This is a genomic window from Streptomyces lucensis JCM 4490 (assembly GCF_014650035.1).
Taxonomy (GTDB): Bacteria; Actinomycetota; Actinomycetes; order Streptomycetales; family Streptomycetaceae; genus Streptomyces; species Streptomyces lucensis.
The window spans coordinates 315163-339210 of sequence record NZ_BMUE01000001.1; the positions used below are offsets into that span (position 1 = coordinate 315163).

22 protein-coding genes and 1 pseudogene are annotated in these 24048 nt (G+C 70.1%); 17 read left to right on the top strand and 6 right to left on the bottom strand.

Annotated elements, in window-relative coordinates; genetic code table 11:
* Positions 1-115 precede the first annotated feature (115 nt).
* The 5 genes from IE177_RS01395 (at position 116) to IE177_RS01415 (ending at position 4133) form a co-directional block, all read left to right on the top strand.
* On the top strand, positions 116-1759 hold the full coding sequence (locus IE177_RS01395; protein WP_229815845.1) for a beta-N-acetylhexosaminidase: 1644 nt from the start codon (positions 116-118) through the stop codon (positions 1757-1759).
* A gap of 120 nt (positions 1760-1879) precedes the next feature.
* Entirely contained in the window at positions 1880-2596 is a 717-nt protein-coding gene (locus tag IE177_RS01400; protein WP_190012822.1) for a DUF4328 domain-containing protein, read from the top strand.
* A 92-nt stretch (positions 2597-2688) separates the two neighbouring features.
* Positions 2689-3258, top strand: a complete 570-nt coding sequence (locus tag IE177_RS01405; protein WP_190012823.1) for a hypothetical protein — start codon at positions 2689-2691, stop codon at positions 3256-3258.
* 122 nt (positions 3259-3380) lie between these two features.
* Positions 3381-3767 carry a hypothetical protein gene (locus tag IE177_RS01410; RefSeq protein ID WP_190012824.1) on the top strand — a complete coding sequence of 129 codons (387 nt, stop codon included), beginning with the start codon at positions 3381-3383 and terminating at the stop codon, positions 3765-3767.
* A 72-nt stretch (positions 3768-3839) separates the two neighbouring features.
* Positions 3840-4133 carry a YciI family protein gene (locus tag IE177_RS01415; RefSeq protein WP_190012825.1) on the top strand — a complete coding sequence of 98 codons (294 nt, stop codon included), beginning with the start codon at positions 3840-3842 and terminating at the stop codon, positions 4131-4133.
* Positions 4134-4216: 83 nt separating this feature from the next.
* Here the strand turns inward: IE177_RS01415 and IE177_RS01420 are convergent, their stop codons facing one another.
* On the bottom strand, positions 4217-4642 hold the full coding sequence (locus IE177_RS01420) for a hypothetical protein (RefSeq protein ID WP_190012826.1): 426 nt from the start codon (positions 4640-4642) through the stop codon (positions 4217-4219).
* A gap of 217 nt (positions 4643-4859) precedes the next feature.
* Here IE177_RS01420 and IE177_RS01425 point away from each other — a divergent pair, with 217 nt between their 5' ends.
* From IE177_RS01425 to IE177_RS01440, 4 genes are all read left to right on the top strand, one after another.
* Positions 4860-5492 (top strand): RNA polymerase sigma factor, encoded by a 633-nt coding sequence (locus IE177_RS01425; RefSeq protein WP_190012827.1) that lies wholly within the window; start codon positions 4860-4862, stop codon positions 5490-5492.
* A 101-nt stretch (positions 5493-5593) separates the two neighbouring features.
* A complete protein-coding gene (locus IE177_RS01430) occupies positions 5594-6397 on the top strand; it encodes a hypothetical protein (protein WP_190012828.1) in 804 nt (267 codons plus the stop codon).
* A 316-nt stretch (positions 6398-6713) separates the two neighbouring features.
* Positions 6714-7376 (top strand): RNA polymerase sigma factor, encoded by a 663-nt coding sequence (locus IE177_RS01435; protein WP_190012829.1) that lies wholly within the window; start codon positions 6714-6716, stop codon positions 7374-7376.
* A complete protein-coding gene (locus IE177_RS01440; RefSeq protein ID WP_190012830.1) occupies positions 7376-8533 on the top strand; it encodes a hypothetical protein in 1158 nt (385 codons plus the stop codon). Before IE177_RS01435 ends, IE177_RS01440 begins: the two co-directional genes overlap by 1 nt.
* 216 nt (positions 8534-8749) lie before the next feature.
* Here the strand turns inward: IE177_RS01440 and IE177_RS01445 are convergent, their stop codons facing one another.
* Complete coding sequence (locus IE177_RS01445) at positions 8750-9568, bottom strand: L,D-transpeptidase family protein (protein ID WP_190012831.1); 819 nt, start codon at positions 9566-9568, stop codon at positions 8750-8752.
* A gap of 91 nt (positions 9569-9659) precedes the next feature.
* Here IE177_RS01445 and IE177_RS01450 point away from each other — a divergent pair, with 91 nt between their 5' ends.
* Positions 9660-11240: an acyl-CoA mutase large subunit family protein gene (locus tag IE177_RS01450; RefSeq protein ID WP_190012832.1), complete on the top strand. Its 1581-nt coding sequence runs from the start codon at positions 9660-9662 to the stop codon at positions 11238-11240.
* 66 nt (positions 11241-11306) lie between these two features.
* Positions 11307-11951: a leucine efflux protein LeuE gene (gene leuE / locus IE177_RS01455; RefSeq protein ID WP_190012833.1), complete on the top strand. Its 645-nt coding sequence runs from the start codon at positions 11307-11309 to the stop codon at positions 11949-11951.
* Between the two features lie 833 nt (positions 11952-12784).
* On the opposite strand, the gene IE177_RS01460 is transcribed toward leuE, so the two are convergent.
* Positions 12785-13162 (bottom strand): hypothetical protein, encoded by a 378-nt coding sequence (locus IE177_RS01460; protein WP_190012834.1) that lies wholly within the window; start codon positions 13160-13162, stop codon positions 12785-12787.
* A gap of 44 nt (positions 13163-13206) precedes the next feature.
* On the opposite strand from IE177_RS01460, the gene IE177_RS01465 reads away from it, so the two are divergent.
* Both IE177_RS01465 and IE177_RS01470 read left to right on the top strand, forming a co-directional pair.
* Positions 13207-13530 carry a hypothetical protein gene (locus IE177_RS01465; protein WP_190012835.1) on the top strand — a complete coding sequence of 108 codons (324 nt, stop codon included), beginning with the start codon at positions 13207-13209 and terminating at the stop codon, positions 13528-13530.
* Positions 13531-14039: 509 nt separating this feature from the next.
* Positions 14040-14867 carry a hypothetical protein gene (locus IE177_RS01470; protein WP_190012836.1) on the top strand — a complete coding sequence of 276 codons (828 nt, stop codon included), beginning with the start codon at positions 14040-14042 and terminating at the stop codon, positions 14865-14867.
* Positions 14868-15928: 1061 nt separating this feature from the next.
* Here the strand turns inward: IE177_RS01470 and IE177_RS01475 are convergent.
* Positions 15929-17506, bottom strand: coding sequence for a recombinase family protein (locus IE177_RS01475; RefSeq protein ID WP_229815846.1), 1578 nt, complete (start codon positions 17504-17506; stop codon positions 15929-15931).
* A 20-nt stretch (positions 17507-17526) separates the two neighbouring features.
* Here IE177_RS01475 and IE177_RS01480 point away from each other — a divergent pair.
* Positions 17527-17772 (top strand): annotated as a pseudogene (locus IE177_RS01480) (LysE family transporter); the annotation flags it as partial.
* A 138-nt stretch (positions 17773-17910) separates the two neighbouring features.
* Here the strand turns inward: IE177_RS01480 and IE177_RS01485 are convergent.
* Together IE177_RS01485 and IE177_RS01490 are read right to left on the bottom strand one after the other, a co-directional pair.
* A complete protein-coding gene (locus IE177_RS01485) occupies positions 17911-19245 on the bottom strand; it encodes a polysialyltransferase family glycosyltransferase (protein ID WP_190012837.1) in 1335 nt (444 codons plus the stop codon).
* Positions 19242-20219 carry a glycosyltransferase family 2 protein gene (locus tag IE177_RS01490; protein ID WP_190013329.1) on the bottom strand — a complete coding sequence of 326 codons (978 nt, stop codon included), beginning with the start codon at positions 20217-20219 and terminating at the stop codon, positions 19242-19244. The genes IE177_RS01485 and IE177_RS01490 overlap by 4 nt, the downstream gene beginning before the upstream one ends.
* Positions 20220-20417: 198 nt before the next feature.
* Between IE177_RS01490 and IE177_RS01495 the strand changes: the two genes are divergently transcribed.
* The 3 genes from IE177_RS01495 to IE177_RS01505 all read left to right on the top strand — a co-directional run bounded on the left by IE177_RS01495 (position 20418) and on the right by IE177_RS01505 (position 24001).
* Positions 20418-21728, top strand: coding sequence for a DUF6716 putative glycosyltransferase (locus IE177_RS01495; protein ID WP_190012838.1), 1311 nt, complete (start codon positions 20418-20420; stop codon positions 21726-21728).
* An 83-nt stretch (positions 21729-21811) separates the two neighbouring features.
* A complete protein-coding gene (locus IE177_RS01500) occupies positions 21812-23050 on the top strand; it encodes an N-acylneuraminate cytidylyltransferase (protein ID WP_190012839.1) in 1239 nt (412 codons plus the stop codon).
* A 12-nt stretch (positions 23051-23062) separates the two neighbouring features.
* On the top strand, positions 23063-24001 hold the full coding sequence (locus IE177_RS01505; protein WP_190012840.1) for an N-acetylneuraminate synthase family protein: 939 nt from the start codon (positions 23063-23065) through the stop codon (positions 23999-24001).
* Positions 24002-24048 lie beyond the last annotated feature (47 nt).

Genomic DNA, 24048 nt, shown 5'->3' on the forward strand with positions numbered 1-24048 from the left:
AGGTTATCGATAGTGATCACTGTGTGTACGTGCGATGCGTGAATTTCACCCGAACGGCAGAGTTTCGGAACGTTCGGATGACGGGTCGGCCGGGCGGTGGTCGTACGTTGGCAGGGTGAACCAGCACAGGCGCCGGGGCTCGGCACAGCAGGGGATACGGAAGCGGGCGGTGGTGGCCGCCGCGTTCGCCGGGACGGTGGCGCTCGGCACGGGCGTCGCCGTATGGGCCTCGGCCGACGGGGGCGGCGGACCGGCGCGGCAGTCGTCCGCCGAGGCGTCCCGCCACGTCTCCGGAGGGCCGGCCGCGCAGACCCCGAGCCCCAGTCCGAGCCGGTCCTACCCGCTGTCGCAGGCGCCGCGCACGATACCCGCGGTGCGGACCCACACCGCGGCCCGCGGCCCCGGCTGGAAGCCGCGCGGCGGCGAGCGGGTGGTGGTGGCCGACGCGGGACTGGCCGACGAGGGGCGGCTGGTCGCCAAGGAGCTGGGGCTGGCCTACGCGGGGCAGAAGAAGGACGTACGGGCCGGCGACGTGCGGCTCGCGCTCGGCGGCGGCGGGGACCGCGAGTCGTACACCATGACCGTCCGCGGTGGGCGGGTCGACATCAGCGGCCCCGGCGAGGCGGGGGTCTTCTACGGCACCCGCACGCTGAAGCAGGAGGTCCACGGAGGCGGTACGGCGCCGGAGGGGGTCGTCCGGGACGGCCCGGCCAAGCCGGTGCGCGGCTTCATGCTGGACATCGCGCGCAAGCCGTACAGCGAGTCATGGATCGAGGACCGCATACGCGAACTGGGGGACCTGAAGTTCAACGAGCTGGGGCTGCACTTCTCCGACGACCAGGCCTTCCGGATCGAGTCCAGCAGCCACCCGGAGATCGTCTCCCGGGACCACCTGACCAAGGCGCAGGTCAAGAGGATCGTCGACCTGGCGAACAGCCGGCACATCACCGTGGTGCCGGAGATCGACTCGCCCGGGCACCTGGGCGCCGTCATCGCCGCCCACCCCGACCTGCAGCTGCGCAACGCGAGCGGGGTCGCCACCAGGGGCGCCGTCGACATCTCCAAGGACGCCTCCGCCAAGCTCGTGGACGACCTGCTGAACGAGTACGCGGGGCTCTTCCCCGGCAGCCAGTGGCACCTGGGCGGCGACGAGTACCAGGCGCTGACCGTGAAGAACCCGCAGGCCTCGTACCCGCAGCTGGCCGCCACCGCCCGGCAGCGGTTCGGCGCCGGTGCCACCGTCGCCGACCTCACCACCGGCTGGCTCAACGACCGCGCCGCCACCGTCCGCGCCCACGGCAGGACCGTGCGGGCGTGGAACGACGGCTTCTTCCGGGGCACCTCCGTGCAGCCCGCCAAGGACCTGCGGGTCGCCTACTGGACCGGCAAGGAGATCGGCGCCCGGCAGCCGGCCGAGTACCTGGGCGCGGGCCGGAAGGTGCTCAACTACAACGACGAGTTCCTCTACTACGTGCTCGGCCAGCCGCAGACCTTCGTCTACCCGACGGGACAGCGCATCTACGAGCAGTGGAACCCGCGCGTGCTGCGCGGCACGACCGCCGTGCCGGCGCGCTACGACGGCCAGATCCCCGGCGGCTCGTTCGCGGTGTGGAGCGACTTCCCCAACGCCCAGACCGAGGCGCAGGTCGCCGCCGGCATCCGGATGCCGCTGCGGGCCACCGTGCAGAAGCTCTGGGACCCGGGGCGGCCCGCGCTCACCTGGGCCGAGTTCCGGAAGCTGGCGGACCGGCTGGGCTGAGCGGCCGCCGGGAGCGGAATGGACGTGCGACGGTCCGGGACCGTATGTTCCGGTGTTTCGCGTGTCCGGCCGGGGAGGCCGCACGCCTGCCGTCACCGTGAGTCCCGGGGGAACCTCAGCATGACTTCACCCATGCCCGCGCCCATGCCCGCACCGCCGCAACCCGCGCCCTCCGGTGCCTGGCTGCGTTCACCGGCCGGGCTCGGCCGCGCCACCGCCGTACTGCTCGGGCTGGTCGTCGCCACCGACCTGTTCGCCTGCTTCGCCGACTTCCTGGTGATGAGCGTCGCCGGTGACGCCGCCGACGGCGCCCTCGACGCCGACCTGGCTCACCGGGCCGACCGCGCCGACACGCTCTACGCCACGGCCGGTGTCGCCCAGGGGGCCGCGCTGGTGGCCACGGCCGTCGTCTACCTGTGCTGGCTGTGGCGGGTGCGGGTGAACGCCGAGGTGTTCGACGCCTCCCGCCACAGCATGAAGCGCGGCTGGGTGATCGGCGGCTGGTTCTGCCCCGTGGTGAACCTCTGGTTCCCGCGCCGGATCGTCCTGGACTGCTGGGAGGCCAGCGCTCCCTGGGGCGCGCGGGGCGGGCACGCGCCGGTCAACGCCTGGTGGTCGGTGTGGATCGGCAGCCTCCTCGTCGGCCGGGCCGCGTACACGCAGTACGACCATGCCGGCACGCCGGCCGAACTGCGCGACGCCTCGCGGCTCATGCTGTTCTCCGACGGCCTCGACATCGCGGCCGCCGTCCTCGCCGCCGTGGTCGTCGTGCACATGACCCGGCTGCAGAACCGCAAGGTCCTCTCGGGCGAGCTGCTGACTCCGGCTTTTGGCTGAAACGTTCCGGCTGTGACACTCCCGCGCCGTCGCACGCAGTAAGGGAGAGTGCGGGCTCCGTACCGGGCGGCGCCCTGGCGAGGGAGGCTTTCATGAGCCTGGTGGAACTGATCGAGCAGGCCGACGAGCGCGGGCTGGCCGCCGGCGGGCTGGCTTGTTTGGATCGGTGCCTGCCCCTGCTGGGCGGCGACGACGAACTGCTGCGCCCCCTCTGGGCGAACCTCGCCGACGGCTCCGGGTGGGACGCCGGCCTGGAGAAGGCCCGTGCCGCCCTCGGCTCCGCGCAGCCCGCCGAGGACGAGGCCGCACAGCTGGCCCGGCGCATGCTGGACGAGGCCCCGGCCGAGCGCACCGCCGACGCGCTGCGGCAGTGGGCCGACGCCTGCTCGCTCGCCTCCCTGCGCATCCACCGGCTGCTCGACCCCGCGGCCGACGGCACGGACGACGCGTCCGGCGTGGCGGCCGGCCGTACGGGGGGCGGCGCGGAGCAGTCCCCGCTCGTCGCCGCCGAGCTGCGCCGTCAGATCACCGTCCTGGAACTGCTCGCCGAACACGGCGCACAGGGCCTGCGCCGGGCCCTGGACGTCTCGGTCGAGGGCCGCCGGGTCCTGCGCGCGGTGGTCTCCCGCCGGGCCCGTGGCACCGGCGCACCGGGTGAGTGAGTTCGCCGTGTGAGCGTCGTGCGGTGGAGGTGCGCCGGTCCTGCGACAGTCGGTGAAACGTTTCGGATCCCGGTGACGGATGGCCCGCCCGGCCCGCTCTTCCTTATGTGACAGCCCAGTACGTGACAGCACACCAGGAGACCAGGCCGCACGCCGCGGCGAAGCCCGTGCGGTGGGCGGCGGACGCGGTCGCGACCATGCGCGAGGGCGCGCGGGTACGGCTCGACTACTCGGCGCGCAGCCTGTGGCGCGTCGACCGGATGATCGAGGAGATAAGCCGGGAGGGGCCGCCGTACGTGGCGGTGGAGCACGTGCTGCGCGGCCTCGGGGCCTACGCCGGCGAGGTCCTCGTCCGCGAGACCGGTGCCGAGTGGTGGGCGACCGGCGGCGAGCACTGGGTGCGCACCCCGGACGGCCGGCTGTGGGATCCCATCGACGAGGCCCGCCGCTGCTTCGGCGGCCAGGGCTCACTGCGCCTGCTGTGCCGGGACGCGACCGCCCGCGGCTGAGAGCGCCGACGCACGCGGCCGGGCCGCGAAATGGGATCGCGGCGGGCATGGGCGTTCCACTACGGTCCGGGCATGTTCCTCGTGACAGTGACCTACACGGCACCGCTGGACGAAGTGGACCGGTGGAGGCCGGCGCACGGCGACTGGCTGAACGACCTCATGTCGCGGCGGTTGCTCCTGGTGGCCGGGCGCCAGGTGCCCCTGGCCGGCGGCGTGTACCTCGTTCCGCCGATGCCCGCCGAGGAACTCGGCCGTCTGCTCGCCACCGACCCGTACCTCCGCAGCGGCGTCGCCGCGCACAGCGTCGTGGAGTTCACGCCCCTGCTGGTCGCGCCCGGTCTCGAGGACCTCAAGTCCCCGGGATGAACGGGTGCCGCCGGCTCCGGCACCGCTCGCCGGGCGTCACGGCCTGGCCCGCCGTGACGCCCCAGTAGCCGATGTGCGTCGGCCTAGTCCGCCGTGACGCCCCAGTAGCCGATGTGCGTCGGCTCGCCGTCCGTGTAGAGCACCGTGCACCTGCCCTGCGCGCGGTCCGGGAAGTCCAGCCGCTCGGAGTCCAGCGCTTCGTCCCAGTCGGCGTAGGTGGGGCGTCCGTCGGGCGCGAAGGCGCGGATCTCGGCCTCCGAAAGCGGACGCATGAAGGGGCCGTCGTCGGTGTCCGACGGGTCGGTCATCGCCGGGAAGTCCAGGACCGAGCCGGTGCCCCCGGTGAAGATGTACTCGTGCCAGGCCGGGTCCAGCCACAGCTCCTCCACCGTCCGGCCCGGGCCGAATCCGTGGTCGTCCTGTGCCAGTTCCGCCTCCTGGGCGCGGCGGAAGGCCGCCTCCAGGTCACGCTGGTAGGGGCCCGTCTGCGTCCAGCCATTGCCACCCATGCGGATGCCTTCCCTCCGTGCTCTCCGGTCGGTGCGGGGGCAGCCTAGGGGGCGGCACCGACAGTCGCGCCGGTGGTCGTCGGGCCGCCGGGACTGTGACATTTCCGTGCGGTCCGGCGCTGATGACCTTGGACGGCGTGGCCGTGGCGGGAGTGTGTCCCCCGCCGGGGACGCGCCGATCGTGGTGGCCACGAACCCGGCATGAACGAGGACTGTCTTGGGCCAGGGAGGGGAGTCCCGTCGCTTGCGGGCACGCGACGGGGAACTGGGCGCGGCCGTCGCGCGGGCCCAGGACGGTGACGAGACCGCCTTCGCGGTGGCCTACCGGATCGTGCAGCCGGGCCTGCTCGGCTACCTGCGGGGCCTGGTCGGCGAGGAGGCGGAGGACGTGGCCGCCGACGCCTGGCTGGAGATAGCCCGCGACCTCGGCAGGTTCCGGGGGGACGGCGCCGGCTTCCGCGGCTGGACCGCGACCATCGCCCGGCACCGGGCGCTGGACCTGCTGCGCAGACAGCGGATACGGCCGCGGTCGACCACGCTGGAACAGGACGTGCTCGATCTGCCGGGGCCGCACAGCACCCACGAGCAGGCGCTCGAGTCCCTCTCGACCGAGCGCGCCCTGGAACTGGTCCGCGCACTGCCGCGCGACCAGGCCGAGGCCGTCCTGCTGCGGGTGGTCGTCGGCCTCGACGGCCCCGCCGTCGCCCGGGTCCTCGGCAAGCGCCCCGGCGCGGTCCGCACGGCCGCGTACCGCGGGCTGAAGCGCCTCGCCCGCCAGCTGGGCGCCGCGGGCACGGCGGACGCCGGTGTGACGGATGACGGCCCCCGCACGCTGGGGGAGTCGGAATGAACGGCGACGGCCACCGGCCGTATACGTCCATGACAACGGTGGGCCGCGGCCCGCGACGGAGCCGAGGGGCCGGGCACGGCGGGCCAGGAACGGGAACGGACATGGGCGAACGGCACAGCGGCGACGGGCTGCCCGGGCGCCGGCACGCGCACCCTGGCGGCGTGCTCGAAGGACCGGAGGACGCCGACGGGGACGCCGGGTTCGAGGCCGCTGTCGCCGCCGTGCTCCGGCCCGGCGGTGTCGACCGCACGGCCGAGGAGCGCGCCGTGGCCGCCTTCCGCGCCGCCCGGGACTCCGGGGCGCTCCGCACGCGGACCCGGCGCCGGGACGACTGGCGGCCGGGGCGCCGGGCGGCACTGCCGCCCAGGATCACGCTCTCCGTCGTCCTCGCGAGCCTCACGCTGGGCGGCGTCGCCTTCGCGGCGGTCGGCTCCGACGGACCGCAGAAGCACGCCGACGGCGGTGAGCGGCGAGCGGCCCGCCCCGCGGTGAGCGCCCCGCGGCAGCCGGACACCGAGTCGGCCCCCACCACGCCCGGCGCCCGCCCGTCACGCCCCGGGCACCCGGCCACCGCCCGGGACACCCTGGCCCACTGCCGGGCCTACGAGCGGGTCGGGGGCCGGGGCACGGCGCTGGACGCCACGGCCTGGCAGCGGCTCGTCACGGCCGCGGGCGGCGAGGACGAGGTCGCCGCCTACTGCGCCGCGCGGACCACGCCCACGCACGGGCCGGGCACGGGCAGCACGGGCGGCGAAGGCAAGACGGGCGAGAGCGGCAACAACGGCAACAGCGGCAACAGCAACACAGGCAACGCGGGCAGCACCGGTAACGCTGGCAACACTGGTGAGGCGGGCAAGGCCGGCGGCAGCGGCAGGGCGGGCGGCGGGGCCGCCGGGAAGAAGTGACCTCCGGGTCCGGCGAGGCCCCCGGGAAGAAGTGACCTCCGGCGCCCGTGACCGGGCGTCAGGGCAACGGCCGGGGCCGCCACCCCCCACAGGAGAGGCCCCGGCCGTCGCGCTCACAGGCCGCGTGCGGGCCCGTACTCCCTACAGCGCCGTGAGTGCGTTTTCTGTCACACCCCGCCACGATCGGCCCTCACCCTGCGCACATCCCTACCCGGTCACGAGTTAGTTGCATCTTTCACAAACATGGACGTCGAGCTGTTTCACGCCGTAACGTGCCATTCGCGCCGGACCGAATGACAGGCGTAGAGGGAGTGCGGTGCTGGGGGACGACGCGGAGCTGACCGCCGCAGTACGTGCAGCACAGAACGGTGATGAGACCGCGTTCCGTACGGTGTACCGCGCGGTGCATCCCCGGCTGCTCGGGTACGTGCGCACGCTGGTCGGGGATCCGGACGCCGAGGACGTGACGTCCGAGGCCTGGCTGCAGATCGCCCGGGACCTCGACCGGTTCAGCGGCGACGCCGACCGGTTCCGCGGCTGGGCCGCCCGGATCGCCCGCAACCGCGCCCTGGACCACATACGCATGCGCGGCCGGCGCCCGGCCATAGGCGGCGACGAGACGGAGCTGACCGGCCGGGCCGCGGAGTCCGACACGGCCGGCGAGGCGATCGAGTCCCTGGCCACCGGCAGCACCCTCTCCCTCATCGCCCGGCTCCCGCAGGACCAGGCCGAGGCGGTCGTCCTGCGCGTGGTGGTGGGCCTGGACGCCAAGACCGCCGCCGAGACGCTCGGCAAACGCGCGGGTGCCGTACGCACCGCCGCCCACCGGGGCCTGAAACGGCTCGCGGAGCTGCTCGGCGCCGATCCGGAATCGACGACCGGGCTCGACGCGCTGCCGCCCCAGCGAGAACCGCGCCGCCGCGCGGTGACGTCCGCAACTGTGACGCATACGCGTGCGCGGACGCAGAAGGACATGTGATGGCCGACGAGCAGTACAAGTGGCTGAATCGTGAGACGGCGGAACGCCTGTTGCGCGGGGAGCCGTTGGAAGCCGTCGACGCCGACGCCCGTGACCAGGCGGAACGCCTGTCGCAGACGCTCGGCGAGCTGTCTTCGCAGGCGGCCCCCGGCGCCGGCGAACTCCCCGGCGAGCAGGCCGCTCTGGCCGCGTTCCGCAAGGCCCGCGAGGCCGCCGGGGCCGAGCCCGCCACCGCCGCCCTCGCCGGCGGCACCGCGGGCCGGCGCTCCGCCGCGCCCGCCCGCCACGCCGACGCCGGTCTGGTGCGCATCGGCGCCGCCGCCCGTAGCGGAATCGCCGTCCGCCCCCGCTGGGCCCGGCCGGTGCGGTTCGCCCTCGCGGCCGCCGTGGCCGCGGGCACGCTCGGCGGGGTCGCCGTGGCGGCGGGCAGCGGGATGCTGCCCACCCCGTTCCGGAACGACCGCCCCGGCCCCACCGTTTCCGTCACCGAGGGATCCTCCAGACGGCCGGTGGCCTCCGCGTCCCCGCGGGCGACGCCCGGCACCGGCACGCCGGGCGGTGGCACGGACCCGGCTCCCGGCAGCGCCTCCGCGGGGGCCCTCGCACCGGGCGACGACGACACGGACACGAGCGCCACCACCGGCTCCCACGCCCCCTCGGCGACCCCCGGCGGCGGCTGGAACGACGTCGCCGCGGCGTGCCGCGTCATCCGGGACGGCAGGGAACTGGACGCCGGCCGCAGGCGCGCGCTGGAGCACCTGGCGGGCGGCCCGTCGCGCGTCGGCAAGTACTGCAAGGTCTTCCTGACCGTCGGAAGCACCGTCTCCGGCGCCACGAACGGCGGTACCGGCGAGGGGGACACCGGCGGCACCGGGAACGACGCCGGGGGCAAGGGCAAGGGGAACGGCAAGGGCGGCGAGAAGGGCAACGGCCAGGGCGACGACGACGGCAACCCCGGCAGGCACCACGGCGGCGGCAGGGACCGGGACCCCGGCAGGGACCGGGACCCCGGCAAGGACCGGGGCGCCGGCAAGGACCGGCACCGCAGGGGCGCCGCACCCGCGTCCTCACCCTCGGCCTACGCCCCGACGCCCGCCGGCCGTCCGGGCCACCCCCGGCCGGTCCCGTCGGTGAGCCCGAGGTACACCGCCCTCTGAACTGCACAGACCGCTGTGACCTGCGCTTTTGTAAGGCGCGAAGATTTTTCCGCGGCAGGTGTGACGTTTCCGGAGCCCGCGACGCAGTAATAAGTGAGCCGACTGGTCATCGGCTGTCGCACTGAGCCGGGGTTCCCCCCGTACCCACGGCTCGTGCACCTGGCGCGGGCGGGACACGTTCCCCCGGTCCCGCCCGCGCCCCGCAGCACTTCCGCCTCACCGGTACACGACGACCTTGTCGCCGATCCGCGCCTGGGCGAACAGCGCGGCGATCGCCGCCTCGTCCCGGACGTTCACACACCCGTGCGAGCCCCCGGCGTAACCGCGCGCCGCGAAGTCGTACGAGAAGTGCACCGCCTGGCCGCCACTGAAGAACATCGCGTACGGCATCGGCGAGTCGTAGAGGGTCGACACATGGTGCCGTGACTTCCAGTAGATGTGGAACACACCTTCGCGGGTGGGGGAGTACTGCGTGCCGAAGCGCACGGCCACGGTCGACAGCGTCCGTCCGCCGACCATCCAGCGCAGCGTCCGGCTCGTCTTGCTGATGCACAGCACCCGCCCGGTCAGACAGCGCGGATCGGGGGCGGCGGCCGGCTGACCGCCCATCAGGTACAGCTCCCACTTGCCCGGCGGACGTGTCATCGCCAGCAGCCGCCGCCAGGTCACGGCGTCCGTCTCACCGGTCGGCGGCAGCCCGCGCTTCCCCTGGAAGCCCTTGACGGCCCGCTCGGTCAGATCGTCGTACGAGCCCGTCGGCCCGTCGAACAGCCACTCCACCTGGCGCAGCCGCGCCTGGAGTTCCCGCACGCCCGGCCCGCTGTCGCCGCGCGACCACAGGATGCCCGACGCCGGCGTCGCGGGCGTGCCCGGCGCCGTCCGGCCGGGCTGGGTGCTGCGGCCCGACGGCAGCTGGACGTGCACCGGCAGTCCGCGCTTGCCGTCGGCGTCCGTGGGCTGCACGGTGCAGCCGCAGAGGGCCGCGAGAGCGGCGGCCGAGGCGAGTGCGGCTGCGGGTCTCCCCGGGATCCTCATGCGGAGGATGCTTCCCCGCGTGACCGCCGTCGAACTCCGGGGCATGGTGAGGGGGGAGCGAAACGCACGGGAACGTACTGCGGAGGCATCCATGGCGCGTCAGTCGGAGTCGGGCCTGCCGATCGAGCCGGTCTACGGGCCGGACGACCTGACCGGCTGGGACCCGGCCGGGAAGCTGGGCGGACCGGGGGCGTACCCGTACACCCGCGGGGTGTACCCGACCATGTACACGGGCCGCCCCTGGACCATGCGCCAGTACGCCGGGTTCGGCACGGCGGCCGAGTCCAACGCCCGCTACCGCCGGCTGATCGCCCACGGCACCACGGGTCTGTCCGTCGCCTTCGACCTGCCCACCCAGATGGGCCACGACTCCGACGCGCCCCTCGCGCACGGCGAGGTCGGCAAGGTCGGCGTGGCGATCGACTCCATCGAGGACATGCGGGTGCTGTTCGACGGCATCCCGCTGGACAAGGTCTCGACGTCGATGACGATCAACGCGCCCGCCGCCCTGCTCCTGCTGCTGTACCAGCTGGTGGCGGAGGAGCAGGGGGTGCCCGCGGACCGCCTGACCGGCACGATCCAGAACGACGTCCTCAAGGAGTACATCGCCCGGGGTACCTACATCTTCCCGCCGAAGCCCTCCCTGCGGCTGACCGCCGACATCTTCGAGTACTGCACCGCCGAGATCCCGAAGTGGAACACGATCTCGATCTCCGGCTACCACATGGCGGAAGCGGGCGCCTCCCCCGCCCAGGAGATCGCCTTCACGCTCGCCGACGGCGTCGAGTACGTCCGCACGGCGCTGGCGGCGGGCATGGACGTGGACGACTTCGCCCCGCGGCTGTCGTTCTTCTTCGTGGCCCGCACGACGCTGCTGGAGGAGGTCGCCAAGTTCCGGGCGGCCCGCCGCATCTGGGCGCGCGTGATGAGGGAGGACTTCGGGGCGCGCGACCCCAGGTCCTGGATGCTGCGCTTCCACACCCAGACGGCGGGCGTCCAACTGACCGCGCAGCAGCCGGAGGTCAACCTCGTCCGGGTCGCCGTGCAGGCCCTGGGCGCGGTGTTCGGCGGCACCCAGTCCCTGCACACCAACTCCTTCGACGAGGCGATCGCGCTGCCCACGGACAAGAGCGCGCGGCTGGCACTGCGGACACAGCAGGTCCTCGCCCACGAGACGGACGTGACGGCGACGGTGGACCCCTTCGCCGGCAGCTACGCGGTCGAGCGGATGACGGACGACGTCGAGGAGGCCGCGCTGGACCTGATGCGCAGGGTCGAGGACATGGGCGGGGCGGAGGCCGCCATCGAGCGGGGCTTCCAGAAGGCCGAGATCGAGCGGAACGCGTACCGCATCGCCCAGGAGACGGACTCCGGCGACCGGGTGGTCGTGGGCGTCAACCGCTTCCGGCTGGACGAGGAGGAACCGTACGAGCCGCTCCGCGTGGACCCGGCGATCGAGGCCCGGCAGGCGCGGCGGCTGGCCGAACTCCGGGCCGGACGCGACCGGGCCGCGGTGGACACGGCCCTGGACGCACTGCGGAAGGCGGCGCAGGGCACGGACAACGTCCTTCCCCCCATGAAGGAGGCCCTGCGGGCCCGGGCGACGGTGGGCGAGGTCTGCGACGCCCTCCGGGACGTGTGGGGGAGGTACGTGCCGTCGGACGCGTTCTGAGCGGGACCGTCCCGTCCTCCGAAATCCCCGGCCGCGGTGTCGTACCCCCGTGCGACACTCCTTGCCATGTTCGGCGTCATCGATCTCCCCACCTACCTGGCGGGACTCGTCCTCATCGTCCTGCTGCCCGGTCCCAACTCCCTCTACGTCCTCTCCGTGGCCGCACGCCGAGGTGTGCGCGCCGGGTACACCGCCGCCGCCGGGGTGTGGTGCGGGGACACCGTGCTGATGACGCTGTCCGCCGCCGGGGTGGCCTCGCTGCTCCAGGCCAACGCCCTGCTGTTCGGGATCGTGAAGTACGCCGGGGCCGGATACCTGACCTGGCTCGCGATCGGCATGATGCGGGCCGCGTGGGGGATGTGGCGCACCCGGCGGGACAGGACCGCCGAGGCCGTCGAGCCCGCCCGCGCGACCGACGAGCGCCCCTTCCGCCGGGCCTTCGTGGTCAGCCTGTTCAACCCCAAGGCGATCCTGTTCTTCGTCGCCTTCTTCGTGCAGTTCGTGTCAGAGTCCAACCCAGTCGTGGGGTTCGTGACTCTAGGCGTACTCGCCCAGTTGGCAAGCGTGTTGTACCTGTCTGCGCTCATCTTCGGCGGGTCTCGTCTAGCTGCTGCGTTCCGTCGGCGGAGGACGCTCAGCGCAGGGGCCACCTCGGCCGCCGGGGCGCTCTTCCTGGGGTTCGCCGTCAAGCTGTCTCTGGCAAGCGTGTAGGGGGCTGGCGTGTCTCACCTTGACGATGCTGCGGCCCTGTTCGCCCGCATGAGCCTCCAGGAGCAGCGCGAGGCGCTAGGAGCCCTCGGCCTGCCTGAGAGGTTGCCGAAGGAGTCTCAGGAGCCCTCCAAGGCCACCCCGTTCTCTGCCCTCGTCAGCACGCCCAGTAGGCGGAAGCGGCAGCCACTCACCGTGAGGGCCGTGCGTAGCCCCGAGGCGTCCTGACCCTCGGTATACCCGGCCACGCGAATATTGGCGTTGCCGCGTGGCCGATCCTGCGGCCCCTGCCGTCGCCGTACGGGCCGAATGCGGCGAGTGCGGGCGCCCTCTGCCCCTCGGCCAGTCTCAGGGCATCTGCGGCCAGTGTGCGGACGTAGAGCGGTCCGCCGATGGCGAGCGGCCCTCGGTCGGCGTGGCCACTGAAGCGGCTTCCCTGATCGAGCAGATTCGCCAGCGTTGATCCGCCGGAACCGTCCGGGGTTCCCGTCGCCGCTTCGCCACCGTCCAGGCGTAAGCGCGTCCCACAACGAACGTGTTTCCTTAGGAGACTTATGTCTCGCACCCTGTCCGTCCGTAAGACGCCGGCCATAGACGCCGCCCTGTCCCACATCATGCGTGTGACGGACGCTGAGACGACGACGGAAGCCGTCGCCCGTGCTATCGACCTGTATGAGGACTGGCTGAAGCTTCAGCCCGGCACGACCGTTGTGGCGACTGGTCACACGCGACGTAAGACGCCGTAACGCCGCTCGACGAAGCGTTTACACGCCCTGCCTCACACGGGCAAGACGAACCCCCCGGCACCCTTGGGTGCCCGGGGGCATCCGTCGTCTCTACGGGCCTTCTACGGGTTCCGCGGTGGCCCCTCGGGGCGGTTCTAGATCCTCGATCTCGGCTAGCCACTCAAGGCCCCGCTCTTCGCCCTCGAGGCGGAGCCACACGCACACTCGACTGGGGTGAACCTCGGCCTGGCCGTCGCTCGGGATCACACGGCCATGGCGGCCCGTGTAGTCCTCACCATCGGACTCAACAAGCTGAGGGATGCTCAGAGCGTCCGTATCGAAGGAGAGAACGTTTCCGGCAGGGAGAGCACGAAAGAACGTGCTTTGAGCCTTCAGCGCGTCGATGTACTGAGCGGAAACGTTGCTCGGCACCGTGTAGCCGCCAGCACCGGGGGTGCCCTCAGCGATCAGCGTCCGGTACTCGTTCATGGACGGTATGAGTCCGCGCCAACCGTCCGAGTCGTCCAGGACGGATGAGCAGTCAGGAAGCCCGGAGCACCGGAACGCTTGAGCAGGGACCGAACCTCGGCCTCACGCTCGCCACGCTCAACAGCGTCTCGGGCCTCGGCCTCCAGCCGCATAACGTCACGGTCGATATTCTCGTCACGCTCTCGCTTCTCGGCCGCAGTCATCCTGCTATCGGCTTCAACGGTGCGAAGGTCGGCGATGAGCTGCGCTCGCTCTTCGAGCGCAGCCTTAGCCTGCTTCTCGTAGGTCTCAACAGTGGTCATTTTTCCTTCTTTGGGTCCGGGCCGGGTAGCGGCCATGCGAAAACCGCCGGACACCCGAATGGGTGAGGGCGGCCTAGATCAGGGCGGAACGAATACCGGTCTTAGAACGGCGAATTACGGGACCTGCGGCGAGTCTCGGCTTGTTCCACGTAGCGCACTCTGGGAACCGAAGTTCTTTCCTTCACTAGCTATAGACCCGTTATGCGACTTGAAACCACACACCTAACCCAGTACTAGTCAACCCCGACGACCCAACGCGTCGTGACACCCGGTCATCCATAAGGATGCGCAGGGGTACGTGAGGACACGGCCCCATTCCCACCAATCCGAGCTAACCCCCGCGCGTTCAAGCGAAGGGAAGGGCGCGGGTGCCCGGAACGGGCCCCGGAAAGTTTCGAAGTCCCCCTCTCCAAGGGGGCGTCGTCGAGGCATGGCGTGCTGTGGTCAGTGGTCCAGAACGTAGGGGTCAGCGGGCTAGTCAGCCTTGGTGGTCCGAGGTTGGCCAACTGGCCCCGTACCCAGCGCCGTAGCCCTAGGCTTGGTGCCACAGGTGGGACACATGTCGGGGGCTGAGAGTGATCAAGAACGACGCCAAGGCGGCCTTCATGGCCGCATCCCTTCTCGAATCAGCAACCTTTTGGACCGTCTTTGTTGGTGCTGTAACAACTCTGGTTGGCGCCGTGGTGGGGGCGTGGCTAAGTCACAGATACTCAAACCCCAAACAGCAGCTGGAGTTTCAGTGGCGAAAGAACACGGCACTTCTCGAAGCGGCGTCTGGCGCTAGCGCCCTCGCCGTCTCCCACAGCGGTAGCGCGCTCACGGAGCCCCGCATCATCGACTTCTTCATTCGAAATGCGGGCAAAAAAGATATCACCGCTGATTCGTTTCACGGAGGCGCGTCGATTGAAGTAAAGCTTGACTCGAAGATCATTGAGGTCAAAGGTGTCGACAATGCACCTGACACTAGCGCCGCACCCAGTTGGTCGATTTCGCCGAGCCAAGACCGGTTGCTGATTGCACCGAGCCTCCTGGTAGGAAGACAAGAAGTGTCTTTCTCGGTGATTGTTGACGGACCCGGGGATGAGTCCAAATTTCGCTTCATCGCGCCCCTTTCTGGGGTTTCCCCCAGAAACGTACCCACCACAGATCCAAACAGGAAGGGCGTTCGGCTTCCCGCTGCTGCAGTTTTCGTTCTGGCGGTTTCCATGATGTCCACTCTCATTGTTTTTGGGAACACGATGACCGACAACGCGAAGCAGCGTGAACAAAACGACGAGCTGCAAAGATCCGGGCATACTCTAGGTCTCTGCATGGTTCGTGCTCAGCAGAAGCATGAAAATACGCTACCTACTTCGTGCTTTGCAGCGGCAGACAGCTTCGGCATCTGGTCGTTGAAGCGGTAGAGCGCTACACCTCGATCAACTAAATTCAGCCACTTCGACTCCCGCGAGGGAGTCGTCGCTATGCCCTTGGCTACAGAGACTCCGAGTATCGAAGGAGTCTTGTTCTTCAGCTCTCAGCCATGCTCCGCAGCTTCGAGCTACCGGCCTAGGCCAGAGACAGGCTCCGCCAGGCTGCCTGTCTATCTCTTACATTCTTCGGCCAAGGCAGGTGTACTCGAAGAGGTACACCCCACGGCCAGGAATTCGGGTCACCACCGCCGAGGAACCAAGTCTTCTGGTCCAAGGTTAGTTCAATTGGCCCCGTAAGGGCCGTAGAAGACCGTTCTGCCGGCCTCTGGTCCGACTGGTCGGCAGGAAAGGTAGCGGCTCTCTGAGAGCCCTTCTGAAGCTTGCGCGAGCGGCCTTCCCGCCCGGCCTTGACGGCCGCAACCACTTCGACCGGCGCAGTGAGGCAGTAGACGACGGTATCGGCGCCGGAACGGGCGCCAGTGTCGGCGAGGTAGCCGCACTCGACGAGCTTCCTGCGGTGCGGGTGCACCTTCGTCGCGTTGGATAGCCCGACGATCTCGGCAATGGTCGCCGTGGACGGGAACACGTCCGTCCCGTCCGTGTAGTCACCGAACATCTAGAAGGCCATTCCCACGGCGAAGGTGTTCTGTCGGATGCGCGGGTCGTGGGCTATGCATCGGCGCCAAAGGTCGTGATCTATGCGGGTGCTCACCTTGGGGGGTGCCTCCGAGTCGTGAGGGCGTGTGGCGCGGGTGCGCGGCTCAGATTTACCGCACTATCCCTGGCTGATTCAAGTAGAGGCGTTTAAACGGTTCCCTTTGATTTCGCCAGGGGGTAGCACCGCAAACTTTCTTCGCTACCAGCGCCCGGCACACGGCCTCGGCGCCGCTGACCGCAACGACGGGGGGAATATGCGTGTTGTAACCCTGATCCAGGATCAGGACGGTAACTGGAGAGTCGTTGCTGATGTGATCTACCCTTCCTAGAGTTGACATGAATAATGCCCCCTCCGTCCAGAGGGGGCATTTTTTTCACGGGGTGCGCCGGTGTGGTCAACTCCAGTTGTTGTCCATCCTGATCAGTCGCTGCTCGACATCGTGCGGAATGATCAACCGCCCCAACAGTTCCCCATCGTCCTGTTTCCCAAGTTCGAAAGTTATTCCGGCGCTCAGTAGATCCTTCTCCATGGCCTCTACGCCACCGGCCTTCCAATGTTGGCTGTAGGTCATGCCGGTGCCTTCGTAGATCCACCTATCTTTCGTGGACTCCGGGTCGATCTTCGTCAATTCGATCATGAGAGCGTCTAGCGTGGTCTCTGCCTTCTCGCGAATGAATCCGGCCTTATCGAACCTTCCGCCAGGCTCCAGCCCAGACATGTAGTAGGCGATGGAATCTTCCAGTCGCTTCCGCTCGCGCCTGTTCTCGTCGCCTCGGGCGTACTCTCGCCGGATCACCTCGAAATCACCCAGGGCCTGAAAGACGGCCTGCGCCAGAGCTGAGTACACATGCTCAGGATCGGGTGTTACGAATCCGGGCTTCCGGCACTCGGGGCACCGCAAATATCGGTACTCTTTCACTTCTCCAGTAGAAAGCGTTTTGTAGTTGTTCGTTTCGTTAACGTTTCTTCCGCATTCGTGTTTCATGACGCCGAGAAACCTGGTGGGGCGGCGGTTCTTCTCATGATGACGCTTGTTCTTCGAGCGGGTGGCAAGTGCTGCTTGTACGCCCTCGAATTCTTCATCAGTCAGGATCGGTTCATCCGTGACCCTGATTTCCAGGCCCTTCCTGTCTAGGACCGGCGTAGACTTGTAGGTAGTCGCTTTCGTGCCTCCTTCGGTGCGAACCCCCTTAACGGCAGGATTCCTAAGAGTTCTGAGAATCTGCTGGTTGTTCCATTTCCCGTTGCTGTAGGTCGGAACCTTGGCTCTATCTAGGACCTTGGCAATTCGGTTTGCCGGAACCCCTCGCATTGCGGCTTGGTACATGTAGCGCACTGCCCGTGCCTGCCTGGGATCTTGTACTAGGCGGATTTTCCCGCCCACCTTGGCAGTCTTGTAGCCATAGGATGGCTTACCAATACGCCATTGGTCCTGCTGCTTAGTGTATTCCCAGTGGGATGAAACGCGGGTCTTAGTGTTGGCGGCTTCAATCTCTGCGACTGCCGCAACGAACGTCACCATGGCCTGAGCCACGGGAGATGACAAGTCCAGCGTGTCATTCAGGGAGATTAGGTTCTTTCCGAACTTCTCGCACCACTTGATGACTTCGTGCAGGTCAGAAATGCGCCTGATGAACCGGTCCAACTTCCAGAACAGGATGAGGTCAAACTCTGGTATGCGATTGTTGAGCCAGTCCCCGAGTTCCTTCCGTTCCCAGGGCGCCTTCTTGGTCGCAGACACTCCGAGGTCCCTGGCCACGCCGACAACCCTGACGCCCTCTCGGATGGCATGGCGGCGAAGGTCAAGTTCCTGTCGCGCTGGGCTGGTGGTGTCCTCCGTGAGGATCGACAGTCGCACCGACAGGAGTCCACGGGGCGCGGCCTCCGGAAGCGCCTCGTTCCTGGCCTGAAGTTCGGCCAGCTCTGCCAGTTCCTCGGCGGTCCACTCGGGAGCAGCCTTCGTAGCGATCACGGGCGCGAGCGTACAGGCAGTTGGATTTTGGCGCCTTCTTCATGCAGTTCGTCGACCCGGGCTACGCCTACCCGGCCCTGTCCTTCGTGGTCCTCGGCGCGTTCGCCCAGCTCGCCAGCGTGCTCTACCTCAGCGCCCTGATATTCGGCGGCACCCGCCTCGCCGCCGCCTTCCGCCGCCGCAAGCGGCTGTCGGCGACGGCCACCTCGGCGGCGGGCGCACTGTTCCTGGGGTTCGCGGTGAAGCTGTCGCTGGCCAGCGCGTAACCCGGTGCGCAGCCGGACGACTCCCGCAGGGGTGACGGGCCTGTGGCGAACGGCGGGGGCAGGTCCGTGACGAGTGGGCCCGTGGCGAGTGGGCCCGCGACGAGTGGGCCCGTGGACGACGGGGATTGAGACGGGCGATCAGCGGCGTACGCCCCGGCGCAGGCTGCGGGCCTTGCGGGCCACCCGGCGGACAGTCGCGTTGCGCGGAATGAACGCCAGCTGAACCGGCACCCCGCCGGGAAGCGCGAGCGCGGTCAGACGCCTGCGCTTGAAGTAGCGCAGGACCCGGTCGTCCAGGTTCCTCGCCAGATAGCTTTCGGCCTGCGCGCGCAGCCCCGGCAGGATCTTCGGCTGCATCGCGAAGCCCAGCGCGGACAACAGCGCGCCCAGCGCCTCCACGTCCATGCCCCGGCGCTGCCCGGTGACCGCGGCGCGGTCACCCAGATCGGGCAGCAGGGCGTCGACGATGGTGACCGGGACGCGGTTGCTGTTCTCGAACGGCGTCAACCGCTCCAGCAGCAGATCGGTGCCGACCCGGGCGACCGGCAGACCGTACAGCGCCGTGGCCGTGAGCAGCGCGGTGGAGAAGCAGCCCACGACCAGCGCGGGACGCATCCGCTGGTACAGCACCTCCGCCAGCACTGGTGTGTCCAGCACGGTCAGCTCGACCTCCAGCGCCTCCGCCTCCCTCTCCAGCGACTGGGCGAAGTGGGCCGGCGCGGACGGGTGCGGTTTGAACACCACGGTGCGGTGACCGAGATCTGCCGCCCCCCTGAGCATCCGCACATGCAGCTCCTCCTCCTGCTCGACGGAGAGGATGCCGAGGGCGGAGAGGTACTGGCCGAGCAGCAGCGCGGGCTCCTCCAGCGCCGGCAGCTCGTCGCCGACCGCGGCGAGTTCCGCGAGTGCCTTGGTGAAGGCGGGCGTCGGGACGATCTCGCCGGGTACGGAGAACTCGGTGAGCAGCAGCGGCTTCAGACCCGGCAGCAGGTCCAGGTGAAGCACCCGGTCCACCCGGGTGCCGACCAAGGGGTCGATCTTGTTGCGGGTGGGGCCGTAGCTCATCAGGCCGTCGGCGTACACGGTGACCGGAGCGCCGGTGAAGATCTGCGCGAGACTGAGCGACGGATTGACCTGGATGGACTCCACGGCCAGCTCAACGTCGTCATCGCCCAGTCGCCACTCGTGGCGCAGATACCGTTCCCACAGCGGCAGATCGTCCCTGCGGGGGGCCCAGCCGCCCGGGTGGAACGGGAAGATCGCCGCGTTGTACGACACCACGTCGTCGAACCGGTCACGCAGCCGCTCGAAGCCGGGCATCGCGTCCAGGCCCGGCGACGTCTCCGGGGTGACCGAGTTGTTGCAGACGAGCAGGATCCGCCGGTCGGCCGGACGGAAACAACCGGAGTCCAGGGCGGCGGCGAGCGTGGCCGTGCCGTACAGCGTCGACGCCTGGAAGATCTGGGTGGTCACGCGGCGGCCCCCGTGGCGGTCGTACGGCGGCGCAGCCGGCGCAGCCGGGTCGCCCGCTGGACGTCCATGGAGTCCAGCGCCTCGTTCAGCACGTCCTGCGGCATGCGCCGCAGGGCGGCGGCACTCAGGGACCTCAATTGCCTTGCCACAGCCGGCTCGAACCTTTCGATGGAACCCAGATGATGGGAAATGATCGCGCAATAGGTACGGACCGCCTTCGGCAACAGCAGGGCTGCCTCGTGATCCCGGGCGGTTTCCGCGATGACCTGGTCGAATGCGCGAATGAAATCGAGCTGCCGCACATCGCCGATCTGGGTGAGTGACGAGGCCACCCCGCGCCGGTAGAAAACTCCGAGCAGGCTGACCACGGCGAAGGATTCCGCCTCGCGGTGCAGCTTCCAGATCCAGGGACGGTCCTCGGCGGTGCGGAGCCCGTCGGTGAAGTGCAGCAGCCCCTTTTCGACCAGCCGGCGGTGGTAGACGCCCGCCCAGGCGAAGGCGTAGTCCACGGAGGTCGAGCGGTCCGCGGGAAGTATCGCCTCACGCGGGTTCAGCACCGTGTCCCGCCGGCCGACGGGCACCCGGTGCACGCTGCGGGCGCGCGCCGTGCACTGCACATGGTCGGTGCGCAGGAAGTCGCAGTCCAGACCCTCCATGGCCGCGACCAGCCGCCCGTAGTAGCCCGGGGCGGTCCAGTCGTCGCCGTCCAGGAACGTGAGGTACCGGCCGCGCGCCCGGTCGATACCGGTGTTGCGCGCGGTCGCCAGTCCTCCGTTCTGTTCGTGCCGGACGAGGACCGCGCCCGGCAGCTCGCGCTCCGCGCGCGCGAGAATGTCTGCCGTTCCGTCGCGGGAACAGTCGTCGACGAGAATGAATTCGAAGTCCTCACGCGCGTTCGCCTGCAGGCTCCTGAGCGTGTCGGGCGCGTATTGCCGGACGTTGTAGAACGGCACGATGACGGAGAGCTTGACCACGTCACGGACGTTAGGGCGAAGCCCGTCATTAGTCTTGACGCCTTGCTTGATGCCGGGTGAACGGCACGTGGCGAAGCTGTGAACCAGGCCTTTTTCGCTTGCGATCGCGACCCGATTCGCCATCCGGCGGTGTGCTGTTAACCGTTTGTTGCATTCCGGTTGGGCGGAACCTAGGAATCGCTTCCTAGCGTCTTCGGCGTGCCAGCAAGTGCAACGAAGTCCCTGCGGATCGCCGTCCTCGCGGACTCCGACACCCGGTGGAAGTGGGGCGCGCTCACCGCGCGCCGCCTCGCCCCCGCGGCTGCCGGAGTACGGCTCGACGGCTACCTCCTGCGGGGACGCGCCACCCCGACACCCCGCCAGCTCCAGGAAGTCGGCGTCCCGGCGGACTCCCTGCGCGAGGTCACCGGCGTCGAGTTCCTGCGCGAGATGAGCACGACGTCGTACGACGTCCTCGTCCTCGCCCTGGTCGGCGGCGGGGTCCAGGCGATGCTGCACGGGCTGCGCAACGCCTGGGCCTCGGGCAGGCGGCCCGTCGTCGTCACCGGCTACGTCGGCGTCGTCTACGAGAAGCTCGCCGACGGGCTGCTGCTGCGGCACGGCGCGGACCTCGTCCTCGCCAACTCCCGGCACGACGCGGACCGGTTCCGGGCCGTGTACGAGGGGGTGGGCGCCGACGCCTCCGCGGTGACCGAGGTCGCCCTGCCCTTCCTGGGCGGGGAGGCGTACACCGGCGAACACGACCCCTACACCGTGGTGTTCGCCGCCCAGCCGTCCGTCCCGGACAGCCGCAGGGACCGCGCGTACCTGCTCGACCGGCTGATCGGGCACGCCCGCCGGCACCCCGGGCGCGAGGTGCTGCTCAAGCTGCGCTCCAAGCCCGGCGAGCACACCACGCACATCGAGGAACTGCCGTACCAGAAGCTGGTCCAGGGCATGGACGCGCCGCCCAACTTCCGCCTCGTGTACGGGCACATGGGCGAGGTGCTCGACCGCACCGACCTGCTGGTCACGGTCAGCTCCACGGCCGCCCTGGAGGCCCTGCACCGGCGGGTCCCGACGGTCGTCCTGACCGACCTCGGTGTGCGCGAGGCGCTCGGCAACCACCATTTCACCGGCTCCGGGTGCCTCGCCTCCTGGGACCAGCTGGACGCCGGGCACCGCCCGGTGCCGGACGAGGAGTGGGTGGCCCGGCAGGGCGTCGCCGCCGACGGGTCGTACGCCACCGCGTTCGACACCGCCCGCGACCGCATCGCCGTGCTGCTGGACCGCCCCGGCGGCCTGCCTCCCCTCGACCCCTACTACACCCCCCGGACAGCGCCCGGCTACCTGCCCGGCATCCTCGCCCGCCACCACCTCGGCCCGGACGGCGCCCCGCTGCCCGGCGCGCCCGCCGCCGACAAGGCGCCCGGCCCCGTCCGCCAGATCGTGCGCCGCGCCGCGCGCGGCGCCTACCGGCACGGCGTGCAGCGGGTCGCCCCGGTGATCCGGCGGATGGGCGAGCTGTGAACCAGAGCCAGGTGGACGGGCGAGCCGTGAACGAGACGAAGGCGGACGGGCGAGCCGTGAACCGACCCCAAGGAGTGGAACCCATGTCCGACCCGGAAGCCGGCCACGGTGCTTCGGTGCGCCGGGTGCTGGCGGTGATCCCCGCCCGCGGCGGCTCCAAGGGCGTACCCGCGAAGAACCTCGCACCCGTGGGCGGCGTCCCGCTGGTGGCGCGCGCGGTACGCGAGTGCCGGGCGTCCCGGCTGGTGACCGACGTCGTCGTCTCCACCGACGACCAGGCCATCGCGGCCGCCGCGCGGGAGGCCGGGGCCGAGGTCGTGCTGCGGCCGGCCGCCATCGCCGGTGACACGGCGACCTCGGAGGCCGCGGTCCTGCACGCCATGGACGCCCACGAGGCCCTGCACGGCACCGCTGTCGACGTGGTGCTGCTGGTGCAGTGCACCAGCCCGTTCATCCTCCGCGAGGACATAGACGGGGTCACGGCAGCGGTGATCGAGCACGGCGCGGACAGCGCGCTGACGGTCGCCCCCTTCCACGGCTTCCTCTGGCGGGACGGGAGCGACGACCTCGCGCCGTCCGCCGGCGGCTACGGCGTCAACCACGACAAGTCCTTCCGCCCCCGCCGCCAGGACCGCCCCCAGGACCTGCTGGAGACCGGTGCCGCCTACGCGATGGACGCGGCCGGCTTCCGTGAGCACCGGCACCGCTTCTTCGGCCGCACCGAGCCGGTCCGCACCGACCCGGCCCGTGTGCTGGAGATCGACGATCCGCACGACCTGGCCCGTGCCCGGGCCCTCGCTCCGCTCTTCGACGCGGACCGCCCCGGCGCCCTCCCGGCCTACGACGACGTCGACGCCGTAGTCCTCGACTTCGACGGCACCCAGACCGACGACCGGGTGCTGATCGACTCCGACGGACGGGAGTTCGTCTCAGTGCACCGCGGCGACGGACTCGGCATCGCGGCCCTCCGCAGGAGCGGCCTGCGGATGCTGATCCTGTCCACGGAACAGAACCCGGTGGTCGCCGCCCGCGCTCGCAAGCTCAGGCTCCCGGTGCTGCACGGCGTCGACCGCAAGGACCTCGCCCTCAAGCAGTGGTGCGAGGAGCAGGGCATCGCGCCGGAGCGCGTGCTCTACGTCGGCAACGACGTCAACGACCTCCCGTGCTTCGCCCTCGTCGGCTGGCCCGTGGCGGTCGCGAGCGCCCACGACGTCGTACGCGGCGCCGCACGCGCGGTCACCACCGTCCCCGGCGGTGACGGCGCGATCCGAGAGATCGCCAGCTGGATCCTCGGCCCCTCTCTCGATTCCCTCCCCAAGTAAGGACATCTCCTGATGAGCACCAACTCCCGTCTGCGCCAGTTCGGTTCCCGCGAGGTCGGCCCCGGCCGCCCCGTCTACGTCTGCGGCGAGATCGGCATCAACCACAACGGTGAGCTGGAGAACGCCCTCAAGCTGATCGACGTGGCCGCCGAGGCCGGCTGCGACGCCGTGAAGTTCCAGAAGCGCACCCCGGAGATCTGCACCCCGCGCGACCAGTGGGACATCGAGCGCGACACCCCCTGGGGCCGGATGACCTACATCGACTACCGCCACCGCGTGGAGTTCGGCGAGGACGAGTACCGCCGGATCGACGAGTACTGCAAGGAGAAGGGAATCGACTGGTTCGCCTCTCCGTGGGACACCGAGGCCGTCGCCTTCCTGGAGAAGTTCGACCTCCCCGCCCACAAGGTGGCCTCCGCCTCCCTCACGGACGACGAGCTGCTGCGCGCCCTGCGCGCCACGGGCCGCTCGGTCATCCTCTCCACGGGCATGTCCACCCCGCGCCAGATCCGCCACGCGGTCGAGGTCCTCGGCTCGGACAACATCCTCATGTGCCACGCCACCTCCACCTACCCGGCCAAGGCCGAGGAGCTGAACCTCCGCGTGATCAACACGCTGGAGAAGGAGTACCCGAACGTCCCGATCGGCTACTCCGGCCACGAGACCGGCCTGCAGACCACCCTCGCGGCGGTCGCGCTGGGCGCGGTGTTCGTCGAGCGCCACATCACCCTCGACCGCGCCATGTGGGGCTCCGACCAGGCCGCTTCGGTGGAGCCGCAGGGCCTCACCCGCCTGGTCCGGGACATCCGCACCATCGAGGCCTCCCTCGGTGACGGCGTGAAGAAGGTCTACGACTCCGAGATGGGCCCGATGAAGAAGCTGCGCCGCGTCACCGGCGTCGTCGCCGAGGAGGAGATCGCGGCGGCCGCGGGCGAGCCGGTCGCGGTCTGACCGACCGGACCGTCGGGCGGCCCGCCGGCCCGCCGGCCCGCCGGCCC